24 protein-coding genes are annotated in these 24,511 nt (G+C 46.1%); 10 read left to right on the top strand and 14 right to left on the bottom strand.

All coding sequences use genetic code 11. The features are described 5' to 3' along the window. From yidD to AACV12_RS01365, 6 genes are all read right to left on the bottom strand, one after another. Window positions 1–261, bottom strand: a complete 261-nt coding sequence (gene yidD, locus AACV12_RS01390; protein WP_081265547.1) for a membrane protein insertion efficiency factor YidD — start codon at window positions 259–261, stop codon at window positions 1–3. Continuing rightward, complete coding sequence (gene rnpA / locus AACV12_RS01385) at window positions 228–584, bottom strand: ribonuclease P protein component (protein WP_026027667.1); 357 nt, start codon at window positions 582–584, stop codon at window positions 228–230. Before rnpA ends, yidD begins: the two co-directional genes overlap by 34 nt. A gap of 12 nt (window positions 585–596) precedes the next feature. Continuing rightward, window positions 597–734, bottom strand: coding sequence for a 50S ribosomal protein L34 (gene rpmH / locus AACV12_RS01380; RefSeq protein WP_010319951.1), 138 nt, complete (start codon window positions 732–734; stop codon window positions 597–599). Window positions 735–930: 196 nt separating this feature from the next. Then, window positions 931–1,680, bottom strand: a complete 750-nt coding sequence (locus AACV12_RS01375; protein ID WP_170901328.1) for an amino acid ABC transporter ATP-binding protein — start codon at window positions 1,678–1,680, stop codon at window positions 931–933. Beyond that, window positions 1,677–2,348: an amino acid ABC transporter permease gene (locus AACV12_RS01370; protein WP_029388115.1), complete on the bottom strand. Its 672-nt coding sequence runs from the start codon at window positions 2,346–2,348 to the stop codon at window positions 1,677–1,679. The genes AACV12_RS01375 and AACV12_RS01370 overlap by 4 nt, the downstream gene beginning before the upstream one ends. 75 nt (window positions 2,349–2,423) lie before the next feature. Then, a complete protein-coding gene (locus AACV12_RS01365) occupies window positions 2,424–3,173 on the bottom strand; it encodes an amino acid ABC transporter substrate-binding protein (protein WP_026027668.1) in 750 nt (249 codons plus the stop codon). 309 nt (window positions 3,174–3,482) lie between these two features. Between AACV12_RS01365 and dnaA the strand changes: the two genes are divergently transcribed. From dnaA to AACV12_RS01335, 6 genes are all read left to right on the top strand, one after another. Further along, complete coding sequence (dnaA, locus tag AACV12_RS01360; RefSeq protein WP_010319947.1) at window positions 3,483–4,886, top strand: chromosomal replication initiator protein DnaA; 1,404 nt, start codon at window positions 3,483–3,485, stop codon at window positions 4,884–4,886. A 73-nt stretch (window positions 4,887–4,959) separates the two neighbouring features. Further along, window positions 4,960–6,060 (top strand): DNA polymerase III subunit beta, encoded by a 1,101-nt coding sequence (gene dnaN / locus AACV12_RS01355; RefSeq protein WP_017046368.1) that lies wholly within the window; start codon window positions 4,960–4,962, stop codon window positions 6,058–6,060. A gap of 9 nt (window positions 6,061–6,069) precedes the next feature. Then, entirely contained in the window at window positions 6,070–7,149 is a 1,080-nt protein-coding gene (gene recF, locus AACV12_RS01350; RefSeq protein ID WP_094124052.1) for a DNA replication/repair protein RecF, read from the top strand. Window positions 7,150–7,168: 19 nt separating this feature from the next. Further along, window positions 7,169–9,586 carry a DNA topoisomerase (ATP-hydrolyzing) subunit B gene (gyrB, locus tag AACV12_RS01345; RefSeq protein ID WP_013855574.1) on the top strand — a complete coding sequence of 806 codons (2,418 nt, stop codon included), beginning with the start codon at window positions 7,169–7,171 and terminating at the stop codon, window positions 9,584–9,586. A 506-nt stretch (window positions 9,587–10,092) separates the two neighbouring features. After that, on the top strand, window positions 10,093–10,362 hold the full coding sequence (locus AACV12_RS01340; RefSeq protein ID WP_094127391.1) for a GreA/GreB family elongation factor: 270 nt from the start codon (window positions 10,093–10,095) through the stop codon (window positions 10,360–10,362). Between the two features lie 522 nt (window positions 10,363–10,884). After that, complete coding sequence (locus AACV12_RS01335; RefSeq protein ID WP_010319943.1) at window positions 10,885–11,322, top strand: Hsp20 family protein; 438 nt, start codon at window positions 10,885–10,887, stop codon at window positions 11,320–11,322. 68 nt (window positions 11,323–11,390) lie between these two features. Here the strand turns inward: AACV12_RS01335 and AACV12_RS01330 are convergent, their stop codons facing one another. The 3 genes from AACV12_RS01330 to glyQ form a co-directional block, all read right to left on the bottom strand. Next, the gene (locus AACV12_RS01330) at window positions 11,391–12,638 is read right to left on the bottom strand and encodes a valine--pyruvate transaminase (RefSeq protein ID WP_010319942.1); all 1,248 of its coding nucleotides are present in this window, start codon (window positions 12,636–12,638) and stop codon (window positions 11,391–11,393) included. A 213-nt stretch (window positions 12,639–12,851) separates the two neighbouring features. Next, window positions 12,852–14,933: a glycine--tRNA ligase subunit beta gene (glyS, locus tag AACV12_RS01325; protein WP_019281084.1), complete on the bottom strand. Its 2,082-nt coding sequence runs from the start codon at window positions 14,931–14,933 to the stop codon at window positions 12,852–12,854. Window position 14,934: 1 nt separating this feature from the next. Then, window positions 14,935–15,852: a glycine--tRNA ligase subunit alpha gene (glyQ, locus tag AACV12_RS01320; protein WP_013855568.1), complete on the bottom strand. Its 918-nt coding sequence runs from the start codon at window positions 15,850–15,852 to the stop codon at window positions 14,935–14,937. Window positions 15,853–16,266: 414 nt separating this feature from the next. Between glyQ and AACV12_RS01315 the strand changes: the two genes are divergently transcribed. Together AACV12_RS01315 and AACV12_RS01310 are read left to right on the top strand one after the other, a co-directional pair. Further along, entirely contained in the window at window positions 16,267–16,821 is a 555-nt protein-coding gene (locus AACV12_RS01315; RefSeq protein WP_017046363.1) for a TMEM165/GDT1 family protein, read from the top strand. A 155-nt stretch (window positions 16,822–16,976) separates the two neighbouring features. Further along, window positions 16,977–17,237, top strand: coding sequence for a hypothetical protein (locus AACV12_RS01310; RefSeq protein WP_010319938.1), 261 nt, complete (start codon window positions 16,977–16,979; stop codon window positions 17,235–17,237). A 91-nt stretch (window positions 17,238–17,328) separates the two neighbouring features. Here AACV12_RS01310 and tusA read toward each other — a convergent pair whose 3' ends face one another. Then, on the bottom strand, window positions 17,329–17,577 hold the full coding sequence (gene tusA / locus AACV12_RS01305) for a sulfurtransferase TusA (RefSeq protein ID WP_010319937.1): 249 nt from the start codon (window positions 17,575–17,577) through the stop codon (window positions 17,329–17,331). Between the two features lie 133 nt (window positions 17,578–17,710). On the opposite strand from tusA, the gene AACV12_RS01300 reads away from it, so the two are divergent. Both AACV12_RS01300 and AACV12_RS01295 read left to right on the top strand, forming a co-directional pair. Further along, window positions 17,711–17,896, top strand: coding sequence for a hypothetical protein (locus AACV12_RS01300; RefSeq protein WP_010319936.1), 186 nt, complete (start codon window positions 17,711–17,713; stop codon window positions 17,894–17,896). 156 nt (window positions 17,897–18,052) lie between these two features. Further along, window positions 18,053–18,997 carry a LysR family transcriptional regulator gene (locus AACV12_RS01295; RefSeq protein ID WP_013855564.1) on the top strand — a complete coding sequence of 315 codons (945 nt, stop codon included), beginning with the start codon at window positions 18,053–18,055 and terminating at the stop codon, window positions 18,995–18,997. Window positions 18,998–19,043: 46 nt separating this feature from the next. On the opposite strand, the gene acuI is transcribed toward AACV12_RS01295, so the two are convergent. From acuI to ilvE, 4 genes are all read right to left on the bottom strand, one after another. Continuing rightward, entirely contained in the window at window positions 19,044–20,024 is a 981-nt protein-coding gene (acuI, locus tag AACV12_RS01290; RefSeq protein WP_017047824.1) for an acrylyl-CoA reductase (NADPH), read from the bottom strand. Window positions 20,025–20,171: 147 nt separating this feature from the next. Then, window positions 20,172–21,710, bottom strand: a complete 1,539-nt coding sequence (gene ilvA, locus AACV12_RS01285) for a threonine ammonia-lyase, biosynthetic (protein WP_017046359.1) — start codon at window positions 21,708–21,710, stop codon at window positions 20,172–20,174. Between the two features lie 3 nt (window positions 21,711–21,713). Beyond that, window positions 21,714–23,555 (bottom strand): dihydroxy-acid dehydratase, encoded by a 1,842-nt coding sequence (gene ilvD, locus AACV12_RS01280; protein ID WP_170901325.1) that lies wholly within the window; start codon window positions 23,553–23,555, stop codon window positions 21,714–21,716. 16 nt (window positions 23,556–23,571) lie between these two features. Further along, the gene (gene ilvE / locus AACV12_RS01275; protein ID WP_010319931.1) at window positions 23,572–24,510 is read right to left on the bottom strand and encodes a branched-chain-amino-acid transaminase; all 939 of its coding nucleotides are present in this window, start codon (window positions 24,508–24,510) and stop codon (window positions 23,572–23,574) included. Window position 24,511 lies beyond the last annotated feature (1 nt).

Genomic DNA, 24,511 nt, shown 5'->3' with positions numbered 1-24,511 from the left:
TTAATTATCTCTGTCTTGTTTTTGGACTGGTGGCGGAACGGGGTCAAAACCCCCTTCGTTCAAAGGGTGGCATTTTAATAGACGTTTGCCTGATAACCAACACCCTTTTACAAAACCGTGAGCTTTCAACGCTTCTATCGCATAGTTTGAACAGGTTGGAGTAAAACGACAGCGTGGTCCAAGCAGAGGACTGATGATTCCTTGGTAAAAACGGACGAATCCGATTGCTAACCACGCGAAGGGCGAGACAGGCGATGCCATAATTTTTCAAATAGTTTGAACATTTCTTCATTGCTTAAATCTTGCGCGCTCTTTTTCGCAATCACAACAAAATCTTTGTTAGGAAGTTGATGCTGTTTATTACGGAAGCTTTCGCGAGCGAGGCGTTTGAAGCGATTACGGCCAACAGCAGTTTTGATCTGTTTTTTGGGGACGGCCAACCCTAACCTTGGGTGGGTAAGAGCGTTTTCGCGAGCAATGATAGTGAAATGGGGGGAGCCTGCGCTGTGCGCTTGCTGGAAGACTTTTTTATAATGTTCGGGAGTTAACAAACGTAACTCCCGATTGAACGCGTACGTATTCAAAATAATCGCGAATTATTTTGACAGGCGCGCGCGGCCTTTAGCACGACGTGCATTAATAACCTTACGGCCATTCTTAGTTGCCATGCGTGCACGGAAACCGTGAGTACGCTTGCGCTTTAGAACGGTAGGTTGAAAAGTGCGTTTAGACATGTGTAATTACCTTACTGATCAGTAGTTTTTAGGTTCAAATAAACCCGGCGTGGGCATATTTTCGCTTCTTTAATAGAAAGAAAGGAATCCGACGCCTCTCAACAAAGAGGCGGAATTGTAATCACTGTCACAATAAGTGTCAACGATTGGGTTCACTAAAATTCCGGTCGGGGGATTATACGCAGTCTCCTTTAAATCACAAGGATCCTTCGTCGATCCCCACCTGATTTAAAAATTTCTTGAGCTTAGGATCCTGTGGATTACCAAAGATATTCTGTGGAGAGCCTTGCTCTACAATTTGCCCATCGGCCATGAAGATCACGCGATCGGCTACCTCCTTTGCAAACTGCATCTCATGGGTAACCACCAGCATTGTTTGGTGATGAGTGGCTAATTTCTTCATTAAAGCAAGCACTTCGCCAACCCATTCAGGATCTAGTGCTGATGTAGGTTCATCAAATAGCAGCAATTCTGGTTGTAGCGCCATCGCACGGCCGATCCCAACGCGCTGCTGCTGGCCACCAGAAAGCGCTGCGGGATAACTATCTCCTTTATCCCCAAGACCGATGTCATCCAAAATCTGCTGCGCACGGGTCAGGGCGAGATCTTTTTTCCAACCGTGCACCGTAATGAGCCCTTCGGCGACATTTTGCCTCGCCGTCATATGAGCAAACAGCGCGTAGTTTTGGAAAACAAAGCCTGTTTTTCTGCGCAGTGCTAATACATCTGCTTTGGTCTGTTGCTGGGTGTCGACGGTGACATCATCAATAGTAATGGAGCCTTGGTCTGCGCGTTCTAGGAAGTTGACGCAGCGCAGTAAGGTCGATTTACCTGTACCGCTTGAGCCAATAATGACGATGATTTCACCTTTTTCTATTGCTAAGCTGATTCCTTTGAGCACTTCAGTATCGCCAAAGCGCTTATGAATATTATCGAGTTTAATCATCGTACATACGCCTTATTGAGCCTATCTTCAGCCCAAATTTGTACCCGAGTCAGTACCACCACTACGGCCCAGTAAATTAATGCAACGGCGAGGAAAGCTTCAAAGAAGCGAAAGCTTGACGAAGCTTCCATCTGCGCTCTGGCCATGATCTCAGCGACTCCTAATGTAAAAGCTAATGAGGTCGATTTGATCATATCAATGAAGTAATTCATTAATGATGGCAACGCGATACGAGTGGCTTGCGGCAAAATAATGCGGCGCATTGCTTGGCTTGTGGTCATACCCACAGACAAACTCGCTTCCATTTGGCTGCGATCAATACCCAAAATGGCGGCGCGAATACTTTCTGCCATATAAGCGGCGAAGTGAAGAGTTAGCCCGATCACCGCGGCGCTAAATGCATTTAAACCGACCATCCACGGTAACACTTGCGGCAGACCATAGTAGAGTAGAAATAGTTGTACCAGCAGGGGAGTACCGCGGAAAAAGCTGATGTACAGCTGGCTTAGCGGATCCAAAATGGGCACTTTGAACACACGAATATTGGCTAAAATGACCGACAGGATCAAAGCAAACACTAAGCCCCAAGTCGCCATCTCCATAGTGGTGCCTAAATACCTGAGCAGTATTGGCATCAGCTCAAGCATATAGTGAAAATCAAATCCCATCGGCTTACCTTTTTAAAACAAAAAAGGTGGAATGTGTGGTTCCACCTCAATCCTATCTTTTGATAATAGGGGAATTTACTTATTGGTGATATCGGCAGCAAACCATTTTTCAGAAATCGCACTCAGTGTGCCATCAGCGCGCATCGAGGCTAACGCTTGATTCACTTCAGCTTGCAGTTTTTGGCCTTGCTCGTTGTTAACAAACGGCCAAGCGTTTTCAATGGTTTCAAAAGGGTGACCAGCCAATTGCAACGGTAAGCCCGTTGTTTTAATCAATTCCAGAGCCGAAAGGCGATCCATCACAAACGCATCGGCACGGCCAAGAGCAACGTCATGTTCAATGCCAGTATCGTAAGTTTTGATGATGATTTTATTGTCTTTGTCAAAGCTGCGCAGTAGCTGCTCGAAGTTTGAGCCTAAATTGACCGCGACCGTTTTGCCGGCAAGATCGTCAATCCCTTTAATGCTGTCATTACCTTTGCGAACGGTAATTTGTGCACCGTCGATGACATACGGGTCAGCAAATAAGTATTTCGCTTTACGTGCTTCTGTGACGGTGATTTGGTTTGAAATGGTGTCAATTCGGCCAGTTTCAAGCAGGCCAAAGAGACCGGAGAAATTAGCAGTAACATATTTTACATCGTAATCATTGCGTTTACCTATCTCATCCCAAACATCCACTTCAAAGCCTTGCAGCTTGTCTTGTTTGACAAAAGTGAATGGAAAATAGCGCCCTGACATGCCGACTTTTATTTCCGTTGCCGCGTGTACGCTTGCAGCGGATAGTGCAATTGCAGTAATGGCGACTTTAACCCAGTTTTTCATCTTGAAACTCCTTATATTTATAGAGAGGGATGTTACTGGTAAAGCACTCAATAGAATAAATAACCAGTAGTTATTAACCATAACCGAACATAGTGACACAATTGGGGATAAGTATAGAGGATCCTTGTATATGTGGATCATCGTGTGGGTAAAGTGGTGCTAATTGTGAAGATCGACAAAAATCAAGCGCAAATTGTGTGAATAACTTCGATCTTATTCACTGGATCACGGATCAATCGCTGGCGATCTTGGTTATCAACAGGTAAAATCGCCAGTCTTTTCGATCATTTACTTAGGGTGAGGGCAACCGTGTCATCTTCGCTTTGGTTGCAATGTTTGCAACAGCTTCAAGAAGAGTTACCAGCAGCGGAATTCAGCATGTGGGTACGTCCGTTACAAGCGGAGCTCAATGACAATACTCTCACTTTATTCGCCCCAAACCGATTTGTGCTTGATTGGGTGCGCGATAAATACATCAACAGCATCAACCGACTACTGCAAGAGCATTGTGGCCACGATACCCCGAACCTGCGTTTTGAAGTGGGTAGTCGCCGGGTCAGCGCGCCTAAAGCTGCTCCCGTTCGTACTCAAGCGGATGTCGCGGCTGAATCTTCAGCTCCTGCACAGTTACAAGCGCGTAAACCAGTACATCGTACGTGGGAAAACGACACGGTTGTGGCAGACATTAATCACAGATCAAACGTTAACCCTAAACATAAGTTCAATAACTTCGTTGAAGGTAAATCGAACCAACTTGGTTTGGCTGCAGCGCGTCAAGTTTCCGATAACCCCGGCGCGGCCTATAACCCACTCTTCTTATACGGTGGTACAGGGCTAGGTAAAACACACTTATTGCACGCCGTTGGTAATGCGATTGTTGATAACAACCCGAATGCGAAAGTGATTTACATGCACTCAGAGCGTTTCGTGCAAGATATGGTGAAAGCGCTGCAAAATAATGCGATTGAAGAGTTCAAACGCTATTACCGCAGTGTTGATGCACTCTTGATCGATGATATTCAATTCTTTGCTAATAAAGAGCGTTCGCAAGAAGAGTTCTTTCATACCTTTAACGCATTGCTTGAAGGTAACCAACAAATCATTTTGACTTCCGACCGCTATCCGAAAGAGATCAATGGGGTGGAAGATCGCCTGAAATCTCGTTTTGGTTGGGGTTTGACGGTTGCGATTGAGCCACCAGAGCTTGAAACGCGTGTTGCGATTTTAATGAAGAAGGCAGAAGATCACCAAATTCATCTTGCCGATGAAGTTGCCTTTTTTATTGCCAAACGCTTACGTTCCAACGTGCGTGAATTGGAAGGCGCACTAAACCGTGTTATCGCCAACGCTAACTTTACTGGCCGTCCGATCACCATCGATTTTGTGCGTGAAGCGCTGCGTGACTTATTAGCTTTGCAAGAAAAATTGGTCACCATTGATAACATTCAAAAGACCGTGGCGGAATACTACAAAATTAAAGTGGCGGATTTGCTTTCTAAACGTCGCTCTCGCTCGGTTGCTCGTCCACGCCAGTTGGCGATGGCACTGGCTAAAGAGCTAACTAACCACAGCTTGCCTGAAATTGGTGATGCGTTTGGTGGCCGAGATCATACGACAGTGCTGCACGCTTGCCGTAAAATCCAGCAGTTACGTGAAGAGAGCCACGACATCAAAGAAGACTATTCGAATTTAATTCGTACCCTGTCTTCTTGATGCACAACCTTCTTATATCAGCTATTTTAACCCTCACATTTGGGGTTGCCCGATAACATCGTAAGAGCTAACTATGAAATTTACTATTGAACGTAGCCACTTCATTAAGCCACTTCAGCAAGTATCTGGAACATTAGGCGGACGTGCGACTTTGCCAATTCTTGGTAATTTGTTGCTCAAAGTGGAAGAGAACGAGCTGTCGATGACGGCGACCGATCTTGAAGTCGAACTGATTAGCCGCGTGACACTTGAAGGTGAGTGCGAAGCAGGAAGCATCACTGTCCCTGCGCGTAAATTTTTAGATATTTGTCGCGGCTTGCCCGATAGCGCCGTGATCACTGTGGTATTGGAAGGCGATCGCATTCAGATGCGTTCTGGCCGTAGCCGTTTCTCTCTGGCAACCTTACCTGCCAGTGACTTTCCTAATATTGAAGATTGGCAAAGTGAAGTGGAAGTGTCGCTCACTCAGGCAGAACTGCGTAGTTTAATTGAGAAAACCCAGTTTTCGATGGCTAACCAAGATGTGCGTTATTACCTGAACGGTATGCTATTTGAAATCGACGGTTCAACCTTGCGCTCTGTGGCAACCGATGGACACCGTATGGCGGTTTCGCAAACGGCACTCAGCGCGGATTTTGCCAATAAACAGATCATCGTGCCGCGTAAAGGGGTACAGGAACTGGTCAAGTTACTTGATGCGCCAGAACAGCCGGTTGTGCTGCAAATTGGTAGCTCAAATTTGCGCGCCCAAGTGAATAATTTCATCTTCACTTCTAAGCTGGTTGATGGCCGCTTCCCTGATTATCGCCGCGTTATGCCGCAGCAAACGACCAAAACCTTAGAAACGGGCTGTGATGAGTTACGTCAGGCATTTTCTCGTGCCGCGATTCTCTCAAATGAAAAGTTTCGCGGGGTACGGGTTAATCTTGCGGATAATGAAATGCGCATTACCGCCAACAACCCAGAGCAAGAAGAAGCGGAAGAGTTGTTGGATGTCACCTTTGAAGGCGACGCCATCGAAATCGGTTTTAACGTCAGCTATGTACTCGATGTACTGAATACATTACGTTGTGAACAGGTTCGTGTATCGATGTCTGACGCCAACGCCAGCGCGCTGATTGAAAATCGCGATGACGACAGCGCGATGTATGTCGTCATGCCGATCCGACTTTAAGTTTGCGCAATGCCGCTGACTCGTTTAATCGTCCAACAATTTCGTAATATTAAAGCCTGTGATATCCCATTATCATCAGGCTTTAACTTTCTTATTGGCCCTAATGGCAGCGGCAAAACCAGTGTATTGGAAGCGATTTACCTGCTGGGACATGGTCGCTCGTTCAAAAGCGCCTTAACCGGACGCGTCATACAAAATGAGTGTCAGGAGCTGTTTGTGCATGGGCGTTTTTTGACCTCGGATCAATTTGAGCTACCGATTGGCATTAATAAGCAGCGTGACGGTTCAACAGAGGTTAAAATAGGCGGTCAATCTGGACAAAAACTGGCGCAACTGGCACAAGTTTTACCTTTGCAATTGATTCATCCGGAAGGGTTTGATCTGCTCACCGATGGACCAAAACAACGACGTGCATTTATTGATTGGGGGGTATTTCATAGTGAACCTGCCTTTTATGATGCGTGGGGGCGTTTTAAGCGCCTCAATAAGCAGCGCAATGCGTTGTTAAAAACGGCAACCCATTATCGTGAACTCAGTTATTGGGATCAGGAGATGGCGCGCTTGGCTGAACAAATCGATGCATGGCGCACACATTATGTGACGCAAATGAAGTGTGTTGCCGAGGTGTTGTGTCGCAGTTTTTTGCCAGAATTTGATGTGCAAATGAAGTATTATCGTGGTTGGGAAAAAGAGACGCCCTATCAACAAATCCTCGAGAAAAACTTCGAACGCGATCAATCGCTAGGCTACACATTCAGTGGCCCGAACAAAGCGGATTTAAAAATAAAGGTCAATGGAACACCAGTTGAAGATGTTCTATCACGCGGTCAGCTTAAATTAATGGTGTGTGCACTGCGCGTAGCACAAGGACAACACTTAACCGAGCTGACAGGTAAGCAATGCATCTATTTAATTGATGACTTTGCTTCCGAATTAGATAGCCATCGTCGTAAGCGTTTAGCGGATTGCTTAAAATCGACGGGGGCACAAGTTTTTGTAAGTTCTATTACGCAAGGCCAAGTTGCAGACATGATTGAGTCAAACAGCAAGATGTTTCATGTGGAACATGGCACAATAGAGCACGGATAAAATAGTGAGAGAGTAACTCATGTCGAATAATTACGATTCATCGAGTATTAAGGTACTGAAGGGTCTGGACGCGGTTCGTAAACGTCCAGGAATGTACATCGGCGACACGGATGATGGCACCGGTCTGCACCACATGGTTTTTGAGGTGGTGGATAACTCAATTGATGAAGCGTTGGCAGGTCACTGTAAAGACATCGTAGTGACTATTCACGAAGACAATTCAGTTTCAGTTAGCGATGATGGCCGTGGTATTCCTACCGACCTTCACGAAGAAGAACAAGTTTCTGCCGCGGAAGTGATTATGACGGTTCTGCATGCGGGCGGTAAATTTGATGACAACTCATACAAGGTTTCGGGTGGTCTGCACGGCGTCGGTGTGTCCGTTGTCAACGCGCTGTCTGAAAAAGTGCTACTGACTATCTACCGTAATGGCGCTATTCACACACAAACTTATTGTCACGGTGTGCCACAAGCGCCGTTGGCTGTGGTGGGTGAAACCGATAAAACAGGGACAACCCTGCGTTTTTGGCCAAGTGCTGAAACCTTTACCAACATTGAATTCCATTACGATATTTTAGCTAAGCGTCTGCGTGAGCTCTCTTTCCTAAACTCTGGTGTATCCATCAAACTGTTTGATGAACGCGAAGAAGACAAAAAAGACCACTTCAGATATGAAGGTGGTATTAAAGCGTTTGTTGGCCATTTAAACCGCAATAAAACGCCGATCCATGAAAAAGTATTCCATTTCAGCTCTGAGCGTGACGATGGGATTACCGTGGAAGTGGCGATGCAGTGGAACGATGGTTTCCAAGAAAACATTTACTGCTTTACCAACAACATTCCTCAACGTGATGGTGGTGCCCACTTAGCGGGTTTCCGTGGGGCGTTAACTCGTACCCTAAACACCTTCATGGATAAAGAAGGCTTCTCGAAAAAAGCGCAAGCGGCGACCTCGGGTGATGATGCTCGTGAAGGCTTAACCGCGGTGGTTTCAGTGAAAGTGCCGGATCCTAAGTTCTCTAGCCAAACTAAAGATAAATTGGTTTCATCCGAGGTGAAATCTGCGGTTGAATCAGCAATGGGTGAGAAATTGGCGGAGTTTTTGGCTGAAAACCCAAGTGAAGCCAAGATGGTCTGTTCAAAAATCATTGATGCGGCTCGTGCTCGTGAAGCGGCGCGTAAAGCGCGTGAAATGACACGTCGTAAAGGTGCGTTAGATCTTGCTGGTTTGCCGGGTAAACTCGCCGATTGCCAAGAAAAAGATCCTGCACTATCTGAACTGTACATAGTGGAAGGGGACTCTGCTGGCGGTTCTGCCAAGCAGGGACGTAACCGTAAAAACCAAGCGATTTTGCCACTGAAAGGTAAAATTCTTAACGTTGAAAAAGCACGTTTCGACAAAATGCTTTCTTCGCAAGAAGTCGCAACGCTTATCACCGCATTAGGCTGTGGCATTGGCCGTGATGAATATAACCCAGACAAACTGCGTTATCACAACATCATCATCATGACCGATGCGGACGTCGACGGTTCGCACATCCGTACGCTACTGTTGACCTTCTTCTATCGTCAAATGCCTGAGCTGATTGAGCGTGGCTACATCTACATTGCTCAACCGCCTTTGTATAAAGTGAAAAAAGGCAAGCAAGAGCAGTACATCAAAGATGAAGATGCGATGAACCAATACCAAGTTGCTTTGGCATTGGATGGAGCCTCATTGCATGTTAACCCTCAAGCGCCAGCATTAGCAGGCGAAGCGTTAGAAACCTTGGTTAAGCAATACAATGTCGCCATTAAGCTGGTGGAGCGTATGAGCCGCCGCTACCCTTACGCCTTGATCCATGAATTCATCTATATGCCGCGTATCATTGTTGATCAATGCGCTGATTCTGCAGTAGTAGAAGCGTGGGGCAAACAGCTGGTAGAGCAGTTAAATGCGAAAGAAGTTGGCGCAAGCCAATACAGCATTGAAACTGAGCACAATGCAGAGCTTGGTATTTATCAGCCTAAGATAGTAGTGCGCACTCATGGTGTAACGCACCAACATCTATTAAGTGCTGATTTGCTCAATTCGAAAGAGTACAGCAAGCTGGCGGACCTTTCTGAAGCACTTTATGGCTTAGTTGAAGAAGGGGCTTACATTCAACGTGGTGAGCGTATTCAACCTGTCGATAACTTTGTTGATGCGTTGAACTGGTTAATTAAAGAGTCTCGTCGTGGCCTAAGCCTACAACGCTACAAAGGTCTAGGTGAAATGAACCCAGATCAGCTGTGGGAAACGACGATGGATCCTGAATCTCGCCGTATGCTGCAAGTCACGATTGAAGATGCTGTTGGTGCTGATGAACTGTTTACCACCTTGATGGGTGATCAAGTTGAGCCGCGTCGCGCATTCATCGAAGAGAACGCCTTAAAAGTTGCCAACCTCGATGTCTAAGTCGTTGCTATAAAGCAAATCCCAAAAACACCGTTTCGCAAGAGCGGTGTTTTTTTATGGTCAATACAAAGTCACCCAACGTGGGAGCAACCATTTTTAGCATCAACACTTTCTACTTATCTTAGGTTGTCTTCAAGGATAAAAGGTCATAAACGTTTTTTTATTGGGATTTTCTCTCAATAAAAAAAAGTATCTACTATTTTATTTTATTCCATGTTTTTAGCGGTTTTTATGAGCTTGAATTATATTTTTTGGCCGATATAGTATTCATTAATTACTTTTTAGGAGATGTGGTTTTGTTATTTATCTTACAGTAATAAATCCGAAGGTCTAACTTTCGGATATTATCTAATCTATTTTTGGAATTATTGTAAGGAGTAATAAATATCAACTTATTTAAGCGTTGGCTTGTTTTTTTCAAAAGTAAAATAATAACAAGCTTATTTGTTACCTATCAGTCTCCACTGGTTTTACTGACTCTTTTCGAGAGAATAGAAGCAGAATCATTGGCCAGATCTACGGCAGAGCGCCGAGTCAACGTTGGAGATAGGGTCAGCTTTGTTGATACAGAAAAGTGTCAACCTTATCAAATTATTATAGTGCTTGGTGAGCGGAATAACCCTAATGATGGTCTCGTATCACTTTACTCTTATTTAGGCGCTTCTATTTTTGGATTACGTGAACAAGAGTGTTTTAAATTATATATTTTAGGAAAAGAGCGAGAATATAAAGTGGTTAATATTCTTCCTGAAAAGTCACTAACGTGTGTAAATTAAATTTCTTCGTTAAAATAAGGAGATTACTATGAGTAAGAAAGATATGAAAAAAGCGCAACTTAGCCTAAAAGAAAAGCGGAAATTAAAGCAAGAAAAAATGGAAGAAAGCAGTGTAATTAAAGAAAGGAAAAAACGCGGAAAATAAAATAAGTTTTCATCGGTTAAAGTGCAAAATAAAGCCTAATGATATCGTTAGGCTTTTTTATGTCTCTGTATTGACTCTATATCCTGCTAATGAAGGCTTTGTAACTCTACGGAGTATCAGTTTGATTCGATGTCCTCTTTCTAGTTTCTGTTCGCTTTAGCGAGGACTAAAAAATTTTTCAAAAAATCCTTGAAAAGAATTTTAGTGCCCCTATATCTATCAATGAAGAGGATGCCGTAAGGACCTCTGGAATGGCGACACAGGTTTGCTCTCTTAAGAGGAGCCTTGTGTTGTGATCATTAAATGTGTTGTTAGCTCCATGTTGAAAGAATGGCTGCTAACGGCTTAAGGCTATTGCTTATGATGAGGATAGTATGATGAGAACAGTAGATTTCACTCCTTTATACCGCAACGCAATTGGTTTTGACCGTCTATTAAACATGATGGAATCCAGTTCAGCGAAGAATAGCTCTGCGGGTTACCCTCCGTACAATATTGAACAGCAAGACGACAATAAATATCGCATCACGATGGCGGTAGCTGGTTTTTCTGAAGAGCAGATTGAGATTACTCAACAAGAAAATACGCTGATTGTGCGTGGTGAACGTAAACCCGAAGAGAATAAAAACTACGTCTACCAAGGTATTGCTGAGCGCGATTTTGAACGTAAATTCCAATTGGCCGACTATGTCAAAGTGCTCGGAGCCACAATGGAAAATGGCTTGCTACACGTGGATCTTGAACGTGAAACACCTGAAGCGATGCAACCACGTAAAATTGCGATTAATGGTAAAAACTTAATTGAGAACAATTAAGTTACTGGCCACATTAAAGTAGTGAAAGAGCGCCTTTTGGCGCTCTTTTTCATGGCAGAAAGGATGAATTACTGTTGATACGCTAATGCCACTTCTTGAGCAATAATTTGAATGCCCTTTTGCATGGCTTCATCATCTTGCACGTAGTTCATGCGCAGACACTGATGCGCGTGTTGCCAATCGTCTTGTTGACCAATAAAGAAATATTCACCCGGTACAATCAATACTCCTCTGGCTTTTAGACGTTGGTAAAGTTCCATGGTGGTTATAGGGAGCTCATCAAACCAGAGCCATAAAAAGATCGCCCCTTCTGGTTTATGGATACGAAAGCGCGGGTCGCTAATGGCTTGCTTGAGTAACTCGACTGCTCTTTGTGATTTCTGCTGGTAGAAGGGCTTGATCACATCGCGACTGAGCCTTAATAGATCGCCTTTTTCAATCATATGATGAGCAATGGCTGGGCCGATGCTGCCTGGCGCTAAGCTAATGATGCCATTCATGTTGGTTAATGCTTGGGTAATGGTTTCGTTGGCAATGACGATACCGCAGCGCACACCGGGTAAACCCAGTTTCGAAAGGCTCATGCATAAAATGGTGTTGTCATTCCAAAAGGGTTCAATCTCTTCAAAAATGATGTTGGGAAATGGAACGCCGTATGCATTGTCGATAATCAGTGGGATATTGTTCTCTCTAGCCAGCTTATCGAGCTTGTGGATCTCTTGTTCTGTGAGCACATTTCCCGTCGGATTGGTTGGACGGGAAGCACAAATGGCGGCTACCGACGAATCCACGCTCAAGGTTTCGAAATCCACGTGGTATTTGAATAAGCCATTGTCGAGTAGTTCTATTTCTGGGCGATAGGAGACAAAAATATCTTCATCTATCCCGGCATCACCATAACCAATATATTCAGGCGCTAATGGCAGTAAAATTTTCTTATGTGAACCATCAGCTTGCTGGCCAGCAAATAGATTAAATAGATAGAAAAATCCACTCTGGCTGCCATTGGTTAAGCTAATGTTCTTTTCACTGATTTCCCAGCCATAGGTTTCTTTGAGCAGTTTTGCGAGAGATTTAACGAACAGATCTTTACCTTGTGGGCCATCATAGTTGGCGAGGGCAGCGATCAGTTCACCACTGCTAAGCATGTCAGCACTGGTTTGATGAAAGTAGTCAATCATGGCGGGAATGGCAGCTGGGTTACCACCGCCGAGCATAATGGCTCCGGGAGTGCGCAGGCCATCATTGAGATCGTCCATTAACTGGGTAATACCGGAATACTGATTAAATTTTTCACCAAATTTCGAAAACTGCATTGCTGACTGCCTAATTCATTCTTGTATTTGCTTGCATAAAGGGGCATGAAACGATGCCACGCCCATCGAGTAATCCTTGAACATACCCCAATGTTTTTGCGAGTCAAAGCACTATTTTTCGCCAAATAACACACTGCGGTCAGATAAAACAAAAAGCCCAGCGGATGGCCGCTGGGCTTTGATAGATTAATTTGTGTGCCGAAATATCAGCGACTACTTTTGCAGCAGTGAAATATCAGCAATTTGTAGGAACAGATTACGCAAGTTGTTGAGCAGCGTTAAACGGTTTTGTTTTAATGCTTCATCGTCTGCCATCACCATGACATTATCAAAGAAAGCATCAACAGGTTCACGTAGTGCTGCCAGCTTGCTCAGTGCTTGTTGGTAATCACCGGTAGCGAAAGCAGGTTCTAGTGCTTCGGTCATCACTTCCACTTCTTCCGCTAAGGCTTTTTCGGCCGCTTCTTGAAGAAGTGTTAGGTTGATTTCTGCAGCCAGTTCACCGTCAAATTTCGCTAAAATGTTACCGACACGCTTGTTTGCCGCCGCTAGGGCTTCAGCCGCTTCCAGTTCACGGAAGTGGGAAACCGCTTTAACACGTTTGTCAAAATCAGCGGGTTTGGTTGGACGACGAGCAAGTACCGCTTGGATGATGTCGACGCTAAAACCTTCATCTTGATACCAAGCACGGAAACGGCCAAGCATAAACTCAATTACATCGTGCTCAACGTTGTCGTTGGTAAGGCGATCACCAAACAGCGATTTCGCTTTTGCTACGAGGTCAACTAAGTCCAAGTTATAGCCGTATTCAACGATGATGCGCAGTACACCCAGTGATGCGCGACGCAGAGCAAAGGGATCCGAGCCTTTTGGTGCTTGGCCAATACCGAAGATGCCGACTATGGTGTCTAGCTTGTCTGCGATTGCCACAGCGGCGGAAACGCCATTGGTTGGCAGAGCATCGCCAGCAAAGCGTGGCATGTACTGTTCGTTTAGTGCAACGGCGACTTCTTCTGCTTCTCCGTCATGGCGAGCATAATGCATACCCATCACGCCTTGCGTGTCGGTAAATTCAAACACCATTGAGGTCATCAAATCGCATTTAGCCAGTAAGCCCGCACGTTTTGATTTTTCTACATCCGCGCCAATCTGTTCTGCAATGTAACCAGCCAGTTCAGTAATACGGTCAGTTTTATCTTTAATCGTACCTAACTGCTGCTGGAAAATCGCGGTTTCTAGTCGTGGTAGACGATCGACTAATTTGCTTTTGAGATCGGTATTAAAGAAGAATTCCGCGTCCGCTAAGCGTGGACGAACGACTTTCTCGTTGCCTTCGATAACATGGCGAGGCTCTTTCGACTCGATGTTAGAGACGAAAATAAAGTTAGGCAGCAATTGCTTATTCGCATCGCTCATCTGATGAGAATAAACCGGGAAGTATTTTTGGTCACCTTTCATGGTGTAAACCAAAGCTTCTGACGGTACTTTAAGGAATTTTTCTTCAAATTTCGCCGTCAGCACCACTGGCCATTCAACCAGTGAGGTCACTTCTTCAACCAAGTCATCGTCAAGATCGGCAACACCGCCAACCTGTAGCGCTGCTTTTTGTGCATCCGCAATAATTATCGCTTTACGCGCATCGTAATCGGCGATCACTTTACCGCGCTGTTCTAAAATCGCTGGGTATTGTTCTGCTGAATCGATGGTGAACTCTTTTTCGCCCATAAAGCGGTGACCACGAATGGTGCGCGCAGAAGCTACGCCTAAGATCTCACCTTCGATCAGTTCATCACCCATCAAAATAGTCAGAGTTTTTACTGGGCGGATAAATTGTGTTTCTTTATCACCCCAGCGCATGGGTTTGGCGATAGGCAAGTTTGCTAACGCTTTGGCGGCAAGTTCAACCACAATAGCTTTGGCATCTTGGCCTTTGACTTCCTGTTTGAACAGTAGCCATTCACCTTGTTCTGTTGTTAGGCGATCCGCTTGCTCAACAGTAATGCCGTTACCACGCGCCCAGCCTTGTGCTGCTTTGGTTGGATTGCCATCGGCATCAAAAGCAACAGAAATAGCGGGGCCACGTTTTTCGACCACTTTATCCGCTTGACCTTGGGCCAAGTTGGTCACTTTCAGTGCTAAACGGCGAGGGGTTGCAAACCATTTGATGCCTTCGTGTGCCAGTTCAGCGGTTTTCAATTCTGCGGCAAAGTTAGCCGCAAACGCTTCAGCCAAAGTGCGAAGTTGTTTTGGTGGTAGCTCTTCTGTGCCTAATTCAATTAGAAATTCTTTTGCCATCTTATTTATCCTCACCCTTTTTACACATAGGGAAGCCGAGTGCTTCACGAGATGCGTAGTACGCTTCTGCAACCGCTTTGGTCAGGTTACGGATGCGTAGGATGTAACGTTGACGTTCTGTCACCGAAATCGCTTTACGCGCGTCCAATAGGTTAAAGGCATGGCCCGCTTTCAAAATACGCTCATAGGCAGGAAGTGGCAGCGGTTTTTCTAGCTCAAGTAGATGCTTACACTCTTTTTCGCACTGGTCGAAGAAGGTGAATAGAAAATCGACATCCGCGTGTTCGAAGTTGTAAGTGGATTGTTCGACTTCATTTTGATGGTAAATGTCACCATAGGTGACTTTACCTAATGGGCCATCTGTCCAGACTAAGTCATACACTGAATCCACGCCTTGAATGTACATGGCAAGACGTTCAATACCGTAAGTGATTTCACCAGTTACAGGTTTGCACTCAAGGCCGCCGACTTGTTGGAAGTAAGTAAATTGAGTTACTTCCATGCCGTTTAGCCACACTTCCCAGCCAAGACCCCAAGCACCTAAGGTTGGGTTTTCCCAGTTATCTTCCACGAAACGAATATCGTGTACTAGTGGGTCAACACCGAGCACCTCTAAAGACCCTAAATACAACTCTTGAATGTTGTCTGGTGAAGGTTTGATGATGACTTGGAATTGGTAATAGTGTTGCAGGCGGTTTGGGTTTTCACCATAACGACCGTCCGTTGGACGACGAGAGGGTTGAACATACGCCGTTGCAATGGGCTCTGGGCCTAAAGCTCGCAGGCATGTCATTGGGTGAGAGGTTCCTGCACCAACTTCCATGTCTAATGGTTGAACAATGGTACAGCCTTGTTGGGCCCAATAATCCTGCAGCGCGAGGATCATACCCTGAAAGGTTTTGATATCGTATTTTTGCATAGTCAGGTTCGCGCGATTCTTCTGTCTGAATGGATGAAAATAACGAACAAGTATACCCAGATATTCGCTCAGCGAGTAGGGGTAATCTTGCTTAATTAATGGTCGAAAATCCGTTTTGGTCGAATTTATCGCATCGATTGTGCCAAATTCCTGCACATGAACGATTTTGACTTATTTCTAACTTGAGATTTTCACTCGGCCTGATTAGAATTGCGCCGTCTTTGGGGAGTAGCTTACCAGTGAGATTTCTTATCTTAACGGTTCGTTCGTCAACATAATTGGTGCCAAATCACCGTGGCGTTCGAGGCTAAAGTCATTTTAGCTTAGCAAGACCTTAGACAAACATCACAAACCGGGGTGGGGAGTGGCGTTTGTCTATGGTTATTATAATTATCCCGCCCCATTGAGCCTGTCGTGAGCGTATTAGCTATTTCAATTACTACCGTCGCCTTAGCTGAAATTGGCGATAAAACCCAACTGCTTTCTCTGCTGCTAGCCAGTCGTTATCGTAAACCTTTGCCTATTATTGCCGCCATTTTTGTCGCAACGATGGTTAACCATGCACTCGCTGCTTGGCTGGGCGTGGTCGTTGCCGATTACCTGTCACCAGAAATCCTTAAATGGGTGTTGGTCGCCAGCTTCCTTGCCATGGCGGGTTGGGTATTAATTCCAGACAAACTCGACGGCGATGAAAAAATTACCAATCGAGGTCCTTTTGTCGCTAGCTTCATCGCTTTTTTTGTCGCTGAAATTGGCGATAAAACCCAAATAGCAACGTCTATTCTTGGTGCGCAATATGCGGATGCTCTACTGTGGGTGGTGCTCGGAACGACAATTGGTATGTTGCTGGCTAACGTACCTGTGGTGCTGATTGGTAAATTATCCGCCGATAAAATGCCGCTAGGACTTATTCGTAAAATCACGGCGGTACTCTTTTTGATATTAGCGATCGGCGCGGCGATTTGGTAATTCCAATCGATTAGATGATTGGGCGAGTGAGCGTGACACAATTTATTACTCAACTTGTCGCCCAACGTCTACGGTTGCGTGATGAGTGACAAATTTATGCCATACTGGTCATGTTACTGTAGTGCTAGATGATGCAAGTCTAAGAGGGAATGCATATGCTGACACGTTATATGGGAATGACCGCCAAGAGCCAAAGTTACTTGTTTACGTTCGGTTTTGTGCTGACGTTGTTGGGTATGGCGTTGACGGAAATGTGGCTACCCATGGTGGCCGGCGCAATCATATTGTGTGGCTTAATGGTGGAATCTTGGATCCGAGTCGCGCACATTATCCCGATGCACGATGAAATTCGAACCCTGCAAAAGCAGATCACAAAACTGCAATCAGAGATCCGCACCATCGAGTTTAATGAGTAGTGTGCAGCGCAATGAATCAATGAATCAATAGCAAAAGGCGGCCTTTTTGAGGTCGCCTTTTCTTTTGCGTACACATCACTTAGATCGAGGCTTAACTCAATCCTTTCTTAATCAAATAGAGATAGGGCAATGTGTCCACTTTCTCCGCAATTAACTGATGATCCATAAAGCGGCAAAAACTGGGAATGTCTCGAGTGGTTGACGGGTCATCGGCTTTCACTAGTAAAATTTCGCCATCTTGCATGGTTCGAATGGTTTTTCTGACCATCATTACAGGCTCGGGACAGCGCAATCCTTCGGCTTCGAGTGTTTGTGTGGCAAGTGCCGGATCAAATGTCATATTCAAACCTAATCGATGTTATCGCAAGGCGTAGATAATACTGGCGAGGAAAAAATATTCAATAACCACTTGGCAAAGTGATCTTTTTGTTTTAACTTACTTAACAAGTTGATAACAATTTAGTGAGGCACTTATGTTAACAGCGCTTGATAGGTTAACCATTTATTCGGTTCTCTGCTTTATCTCATTTTGTGCCTTAGTGATGCGAACGCCTGCAGAAACGTCGTGGATGCCACTTTTTGGTGTCAGTGCGTCACTGGTTGGGATCTGGCTTGAGATGCATCTTTGGAAAGGCATCTCAGAAGAGCAGAATCACTAATCCATCACATATTGATCAACGCATTGCACTAATACGACACGTAACACATTCCGACACTATCCCCATTTTCTTGGGCTTCCCCGCTGAAAGGCGGGATTTTTTTTGCCTAACGCGTACACTGAGCCTATTTACCAATGACAAAAATGGGGTTATTGCATGGAGTTGGAAGATATCTATCGTCGTGATCTGAATTTATTGATTGCACTGAGAGTGTTGATAGAAGAGAGCAGTGTCAGTAAAGCGGCCCAGCGTTTAAATCTTAGCCAGTCAGCCATGAGCCGTGTATTAGGTCGGTTACGTGATCTGCTCAATGATCCTCTTTTTACGCGTCAAGGTCAGCATCTCATTCCGACTGAAAAAGCGCTGGAGCTTAATCGTGCCTTAGGCGAGCCATTGGAGTCTCTACGTCAAATCCTTTCACCTGTTGAATTTGACCCCCAGCAATGTGAACAAACCTTCACCATTGCCACGACAGATTACGCAATGCAGACCATCTTACCGTTTGCTTTACCAAGGATATATCAAGAGGCACCAAACGTGTCGTTTGAGTTTTTACCTTTGCAGCATGATAGGTTGGCCGATCAACTGACTTATGAAGGAGCTGATTTAGCGATTTGTCGCCCAACGTCGCCAGTAGCACCATTGATGAGTGAGGTGCTTGGGCGAGTCGGTGTGCTTTGTTTGCTCTCCCAACACCATCCGTTGGCGAATCGGCAGATCTCTTTAGCGGATTACCTGACATACCCGCATGCGATGATTGCGATCAGTGATGGTGTTAATGCCTTAATTGAACAAGCATTAAGTGGGCAGCCTAAACGGAAAATGGTGCTCAGAGCCTATCATTTAGAAGCCGCGCTAGCGATTGTTGATACCATGCCATTGATTATTACGGTGCCTGCGGATCTGGCCTATTTAGTGGCAGAGCGTTACGCATTGGTGGTGAAGCCGTTACCGTTTCAGTTTACGCCGTTTGACTACTCTATGATTTGGCACTCGCGATGTGAGCATTCTCCTGCCCAAGAATGGTTAAGGCAGATCGTCAAACAAGAGTGCAGCCGGTTGATTGCTAAGCGTATTGAAGAGATGCAGTTAGAGGGATAAAAATCATCAAGCTTTGAGTAAGACCAAAGCTTGATGAATGAATGGTTTAAAGCTTAATCACCACGCGACCAGTCACTTGACCATTGGTGATCGTTTCAGCGTACTGCGCTGTTTGTTCGAGGGTGATTTCCTCACACGCTTGCTCAAAGTAGCTTGCAGGTAGCAGTTTCGCTAAGCTTTCCCATGCTGCCATGCGTTTTTCTAGCGGGCAAGAGACGGAGTCGACACCTTGCAGGCGTACATTGCGCAAAATGAACGGCATGACGGTGGTGGGTAAATCAAAACCACCCGCTAAACCACACGCGGCAACTGTGCTGTTGTAGTCCATTTGGGCTAACACTTTGGCTAACATTTTGCTGCCTACTGTATCGACCGCGCCAGCCCAAATCTGTTTTTCCAGCGGACGAGCTGGCTCTTCAAATTCGCTGCGATCAATAACGCGGCTTGCTCCTAGTTTTTCTAGCAGTGGACCATTTTGTTCAACACGACCAGTTACCGCAGCAACTGTATAACCTAGCTTAGCTAATAGTGTTACAGCAACTGAACCCACGCCGCCACTGGCACCCGTCACCAATATTTCACCCTTTTCCGGTTGAATACCCGCATCTAAAATGGCTTGCACGCAAAGCATGGCAGTAAAGCCAGCAGTGCCAATCATCATCGCTTTTTTGCTATCAAGACCGTGCGCGAGTGGTACTAACCAATCGGCTTTCAAGCGTGCTTTTTGCGCCATACCACCCCAATGGTTTTCACCCACTCCCCAACCGGTTAGTACAACTTTATCACCGGTTTGGTAGCGAGTATCTTGGGATTCAAGTACGGTTCCCGCAAGATCAATGCCCGGTACCATAGGGAAATTGCGAATGATTTTGCCTTTACCTGTAATGGCTAAACCATCTTTGTAATTCAATGATGAGTAATCGACCGCGACTAAAACTTCACCTTGCGGTAATTGTGATTCGTCGATTTGTTCAATGGTGGCAACTGTGTTTTTTTCTTGTTGATTAAGGATTAACGCTTTAAACATTCGGATCTCCAGATTGGCACAGCAAGCATAAGATGTCGCTAAGTGTAGTACTGAATTAACTATGACTAAAATGAAACTTTAGCATTGGTTCTATGCGTATTATGCATCACTCATAAAAAATGCCAGTCGTGGGACTGGCATTGAGCTTTAGGATAAGAAGAACTGGTATGAAGGATTGTCCGTCTCATCTTTGCATTGGTAACCCAATTCTCTAAGGTGAGCGGAGAAGCGGTTTAAATCGCTCTCTTCGAGTTCAAAACCACACAATACGCGGCCATAATCGGCTCCATGATTGCGGTAATTAAACAAGCTAATGTTCCAGTGTGTGCCAAGCGTGCTGAGAAATTTCAGCAGAGCGCCCGGATATTCCGGAAATTCGAAGCTGTATAATCGCTCTTTTAGCGGCTTAGAGGGTTTGCCTCCAATCATATAACGGACATGCAGTTTGGCCATTTCATCATCCGATAGATCCACCACAGGGTAGCCACCTTGGCGTAAATCGTGAATGATGTTGTCGAGCTCTTCTTGCCCACTTAACAGGCGTACACCGACGAAAATGTTGGCCAGCTTGTCATCGTTATAGCGATAGTTGAACTCGGTGACCGCGCGACCGCCAATGATATTACAAAACTCAAAAAACGCGCCTTGACGTTCAGGTATGGTCACCGCCAAAAGCCCTTCACGTTTTTCGCCTAGCTCACATCGCTCCGACACGTAACGCAAGCCGTGGAAATTGGTGTTAGCCCCTGAAAGTACGGTGCCTAACTGTTTATCCACCAGCTTATGTTTTTCCGCGAATTTCTTCAGACCAGCCAGAGCAAGCGCTCCAGAAGGTTCGGCAATCGCACGCGTGTCTTCGAAGATATCTTTAACCGCCGAGCAGATTTCATCGCTTGATACCGTGATGTGGCCATCAATGTATTGCTGACACAAACGGAAGGTTTCATCACCAATACGTTTTACCGCGACACCGTCGGCAAACATGCTGACTTGGTCAAGCACCACGGGTTTACCTGCCTCGAGTGCTGCTTTTAAACAAGCAGAATCTTCAGGTTCAACCGCAATGACTTTGATTTCTGGCATCAGCTGTTTGATGAGCACCGCGACCCCAGCGGCTAAACCGCCACCGCCGACTGGTACAAAAATGTAATCAAGGTGGCCATTTTGTTGCAGCATTTCCATGCCAATCGTGCCTTGCCCTGCAATGACCAGTGGGTGATCGAACGGTGGGACAAACGTATAACCTTGCTCGTGAGCCAAGCGTTCCGCTTCGGCTTTGGCTTCATCAAAGTTGTTGCCATGCAAAATCACCAAACCGCCAAAACCGCGTACCGCTTCAACTTTGATATCAGGGGTAGTTTTGGGCATCACAATGGTGGTTTTAATGCCTAATTTTGTTCCCGACAGAGCCATTCCCTGCGCGTGGTTGCCTGCTGACGCGGCAATCACCCCAGCTTGTTTTTGCACCTCAGATAAACTCGACACCATATTATAAGCGCCGCGTAATTTAAAAGAGTGCACAGGCTGGCGATCTTCACGCTTGAGCTGAACGCGATTTTTGATGCGCGCCGATAAGCGGGGCATATCCTGCAGTGGCGTCACCGTTGCGACGTCATACACGGGGGCGCGCAGGATTTGGCGCAGATAGTCTGCGCCAGTTTGAGTTGCGTTACCTGAGTCGCTCATCCGCTAGCCCTCTAGCTTAGATTTGTCTCGAACAGCCCCTTTATCAGCGCTGGTGGCCATACTTGCGTAGGCTTTCAATGCCAAAGAGACTTCACGCTGGCGATTGACAGGTTTCCAACCGAGCTGGTCTTGTTTTACGCGGCGCTCAGCCAGTTCAGCTTCTGAAACGTTGAGCGTAATGGAGCGGTTTGGAATATCGATGGCGATAATATCCCCAGAATTCACCAAACCTATCGTTCCGCCGTTCGCAGCTTCTGGAGAAACGTGACCAATTGATAAACCGGAAGTCCCCCCAGAGAAACGACCGTCAGTCAGTAGCGCGCACTCTTTGCCTAGCCCCATTGATTTGAGGTACGTGGTTGGGTAAAGCATTTCTTGCATACCCGGGCCGCCTTTCGGGCCTTCATAGCGGATGACGACAACATCACCAGCCTTCACTTTACCACCTAAAATACCTTCAACGGCACTTTCTTGGCTTTCAAAGACCACGGCTGGGCCTGCAAATTTCAGGCTACCTTCATCAACCCCTGCTGTCTTGACAATACAGCCGTCAACGGCAATGTTGCCTGATAGCACGGCTAGGCCACCATCTTGGCTAAAAGCATGCTCTTTGGTACGAATACAGCCTTCTTTGCGATCGTCATCGAGGCGATCCCATCGGCATTGTTGCGAGAAGGCTTTAGTGGTACGAATACCCGCAGGACCGGCACGGAAAAAGCTTAAGACGTCTTCATCTTGCGTTTGCATGATGTCGTATTGAGCCAACTGCTCTTTCATCGATAAACCCAACACGGTGCGAGTTTGATTGTTGATGAGACCGGCGCGATCCAGTTCACCAAGAATCGCCATCACGCCACCCGCGCGGTGTACATCTTCCATGTGATATTTTTGAGTCGATGGCGCGACTTTACACAGATGAGGTACGCGGCGTGACATGCGGTCGATATCACCCATGTCAAAATCGATTTCACCTTCTTGAGCGCCTGCTAATAGGTGCAATACCGTGTTGGTTGAGCCGCCCATAGCAATATCGAGCGCCATCGCATTTTCGAACGCGGCTTTGTTGGCAATATTACGCGGTAAGGCGGATGCATCATCTTGCTCGTAATAACGCTTGGTTAATTCAACAATGCGTTTACCTGCGTTGATGAAGAGCGCCTCACGATCGGCATGCGTGGCCAACATTGAACCATTACCTGGTTGAGAAAGCCCCAACGCTTCGGTGAGACAGTTCATTGAGTTGGCGGTAAACATGCCAGAACAAGAACCACAGGTTGGGCAGGCCGAGCGTTCAATTTGTTCACTTTGTGCGTCGGAGACTTTAGGGTCCGCGCCTTGGATCATCGCATCGACTAAATCGAGTTTGATGATTTGATCAGAAAGCTTGGTTTTACCCGCTTCCATTGGCCCGCCAGAAACAAAGATAACGGGAATATTAATGCGCAGTGCCGCCATCATCATCCCAGGGGTGATTTTGTCGCAGTTGGAAATGCAGACCATCGCATCAGCGCAGTGCGCATTAACCATGTACTCGACAGAGTCTGCGATCAACTCGCGTGAGGGTAGTGAGTACAGCATGCCGCCATGCCCCATGGCGATACCGTCATCTACCGCGATGGTATTAAATTCTTTGGCGATGCCGCCGGCTTTTTCGATTTCACCCGCAACCAATTGACCCATATCTTTGAGGTGCACGTGGCCCGGTACGAATTGAGTGAATGAGTTAACCACCGCAATAATCGGCTTACCGAAATCTTCATCTTTGACGCCAGTGGCGCGCCATAATGCGCGCGCTCCAGCCATATTACGTCCGTGTGTCGTTGTTGCGGATCTATACTTTGGCATTGTCTATCGTCCTCTATTACTTCGGTTGTGGGTACACGTAATCCAACCAGCCCCACTTGTCTTCAGTGGTGCCGTTAAATAGGCCAAAGTAAGCTTCTTGCATCACTTTCGTGATTGGCCCACGTTTACCCTCTCCAACCGTAATTTGGTCTACGCTCCGTACAGGGACGATTTCGGCGGCGGTGCCAGTCATAAAAATTTCGTCAGCAAGATAGAGAGCTTCACGCGCAATGTTCACTTCACGCACTTCGTAACCCATTTCTTTAGCCAGCGTCATGATCGAATCACGCGTGATACCCGGCAAGATGGAGCTGGTGGTTGGTGGCGTGAGCAGCACACCGTTTTTGATGACGAAAATGTTTTCGCCTGCACCTTCAGATAAATAACCATCCACGCTTAAGGCGATACCTTCGGCATAGCCATGACGACGAGCTTCACCACCGACAAGCAGAGACGATAAATAGTTACCACCCGCTTTGGCTGCGGTTGGTATGGTGTTTGGCGCAGCGCGATGCCAGCTAGAAACCATCGCATCCACACCATTTTCTAGCGCTTCATCACCTAAGTAAGCACCCCAAGGGAAGGCGGCAATGATTAACTCCATTTCAGTATTCACTGGTGGGCAAACGCCAAGGCCAACGTTGCCAACAAAGCCAAGTGGGCGAATGTAGGCTGAATCCAGTTTATTGACGCGCAATGTTTCACGTGTCGCTTCCATGATCTCTTCTATCGTATAGGGGATAGGGAAACGGTAAATTTTTGCTGAATCTTTTAGGCGTTGAGCGTGCTCTTTATGACGGAAGACGATTGGACCTTTAGGAGTGTTATAACAACGCACACCTTCAAACACCGAAGTGCCGTAGTGCATTGCGTGTGTCAGTACATGAACGTTTGCATTTGCCCACGGAACCATTTCACCGTTGAACCAAATGTAATCTGCAGTTTTTGTTGCCATT

This window comes from Vibrio sp. 2-2(8) (genome assembly GCF_963888495.1).
Taxonomy (GTDB): domain Bacteria; phylum Pseudomonadota; class Gammaproteobacteria; order Enterobacterales; family Vibrionaceae; genus Vibrio; species Vibrio anguillarum.
Note: the sequence above shows the minus strand (reverse complement) of the source record. Positions and strands in the feature narration are given on the sequence as shown.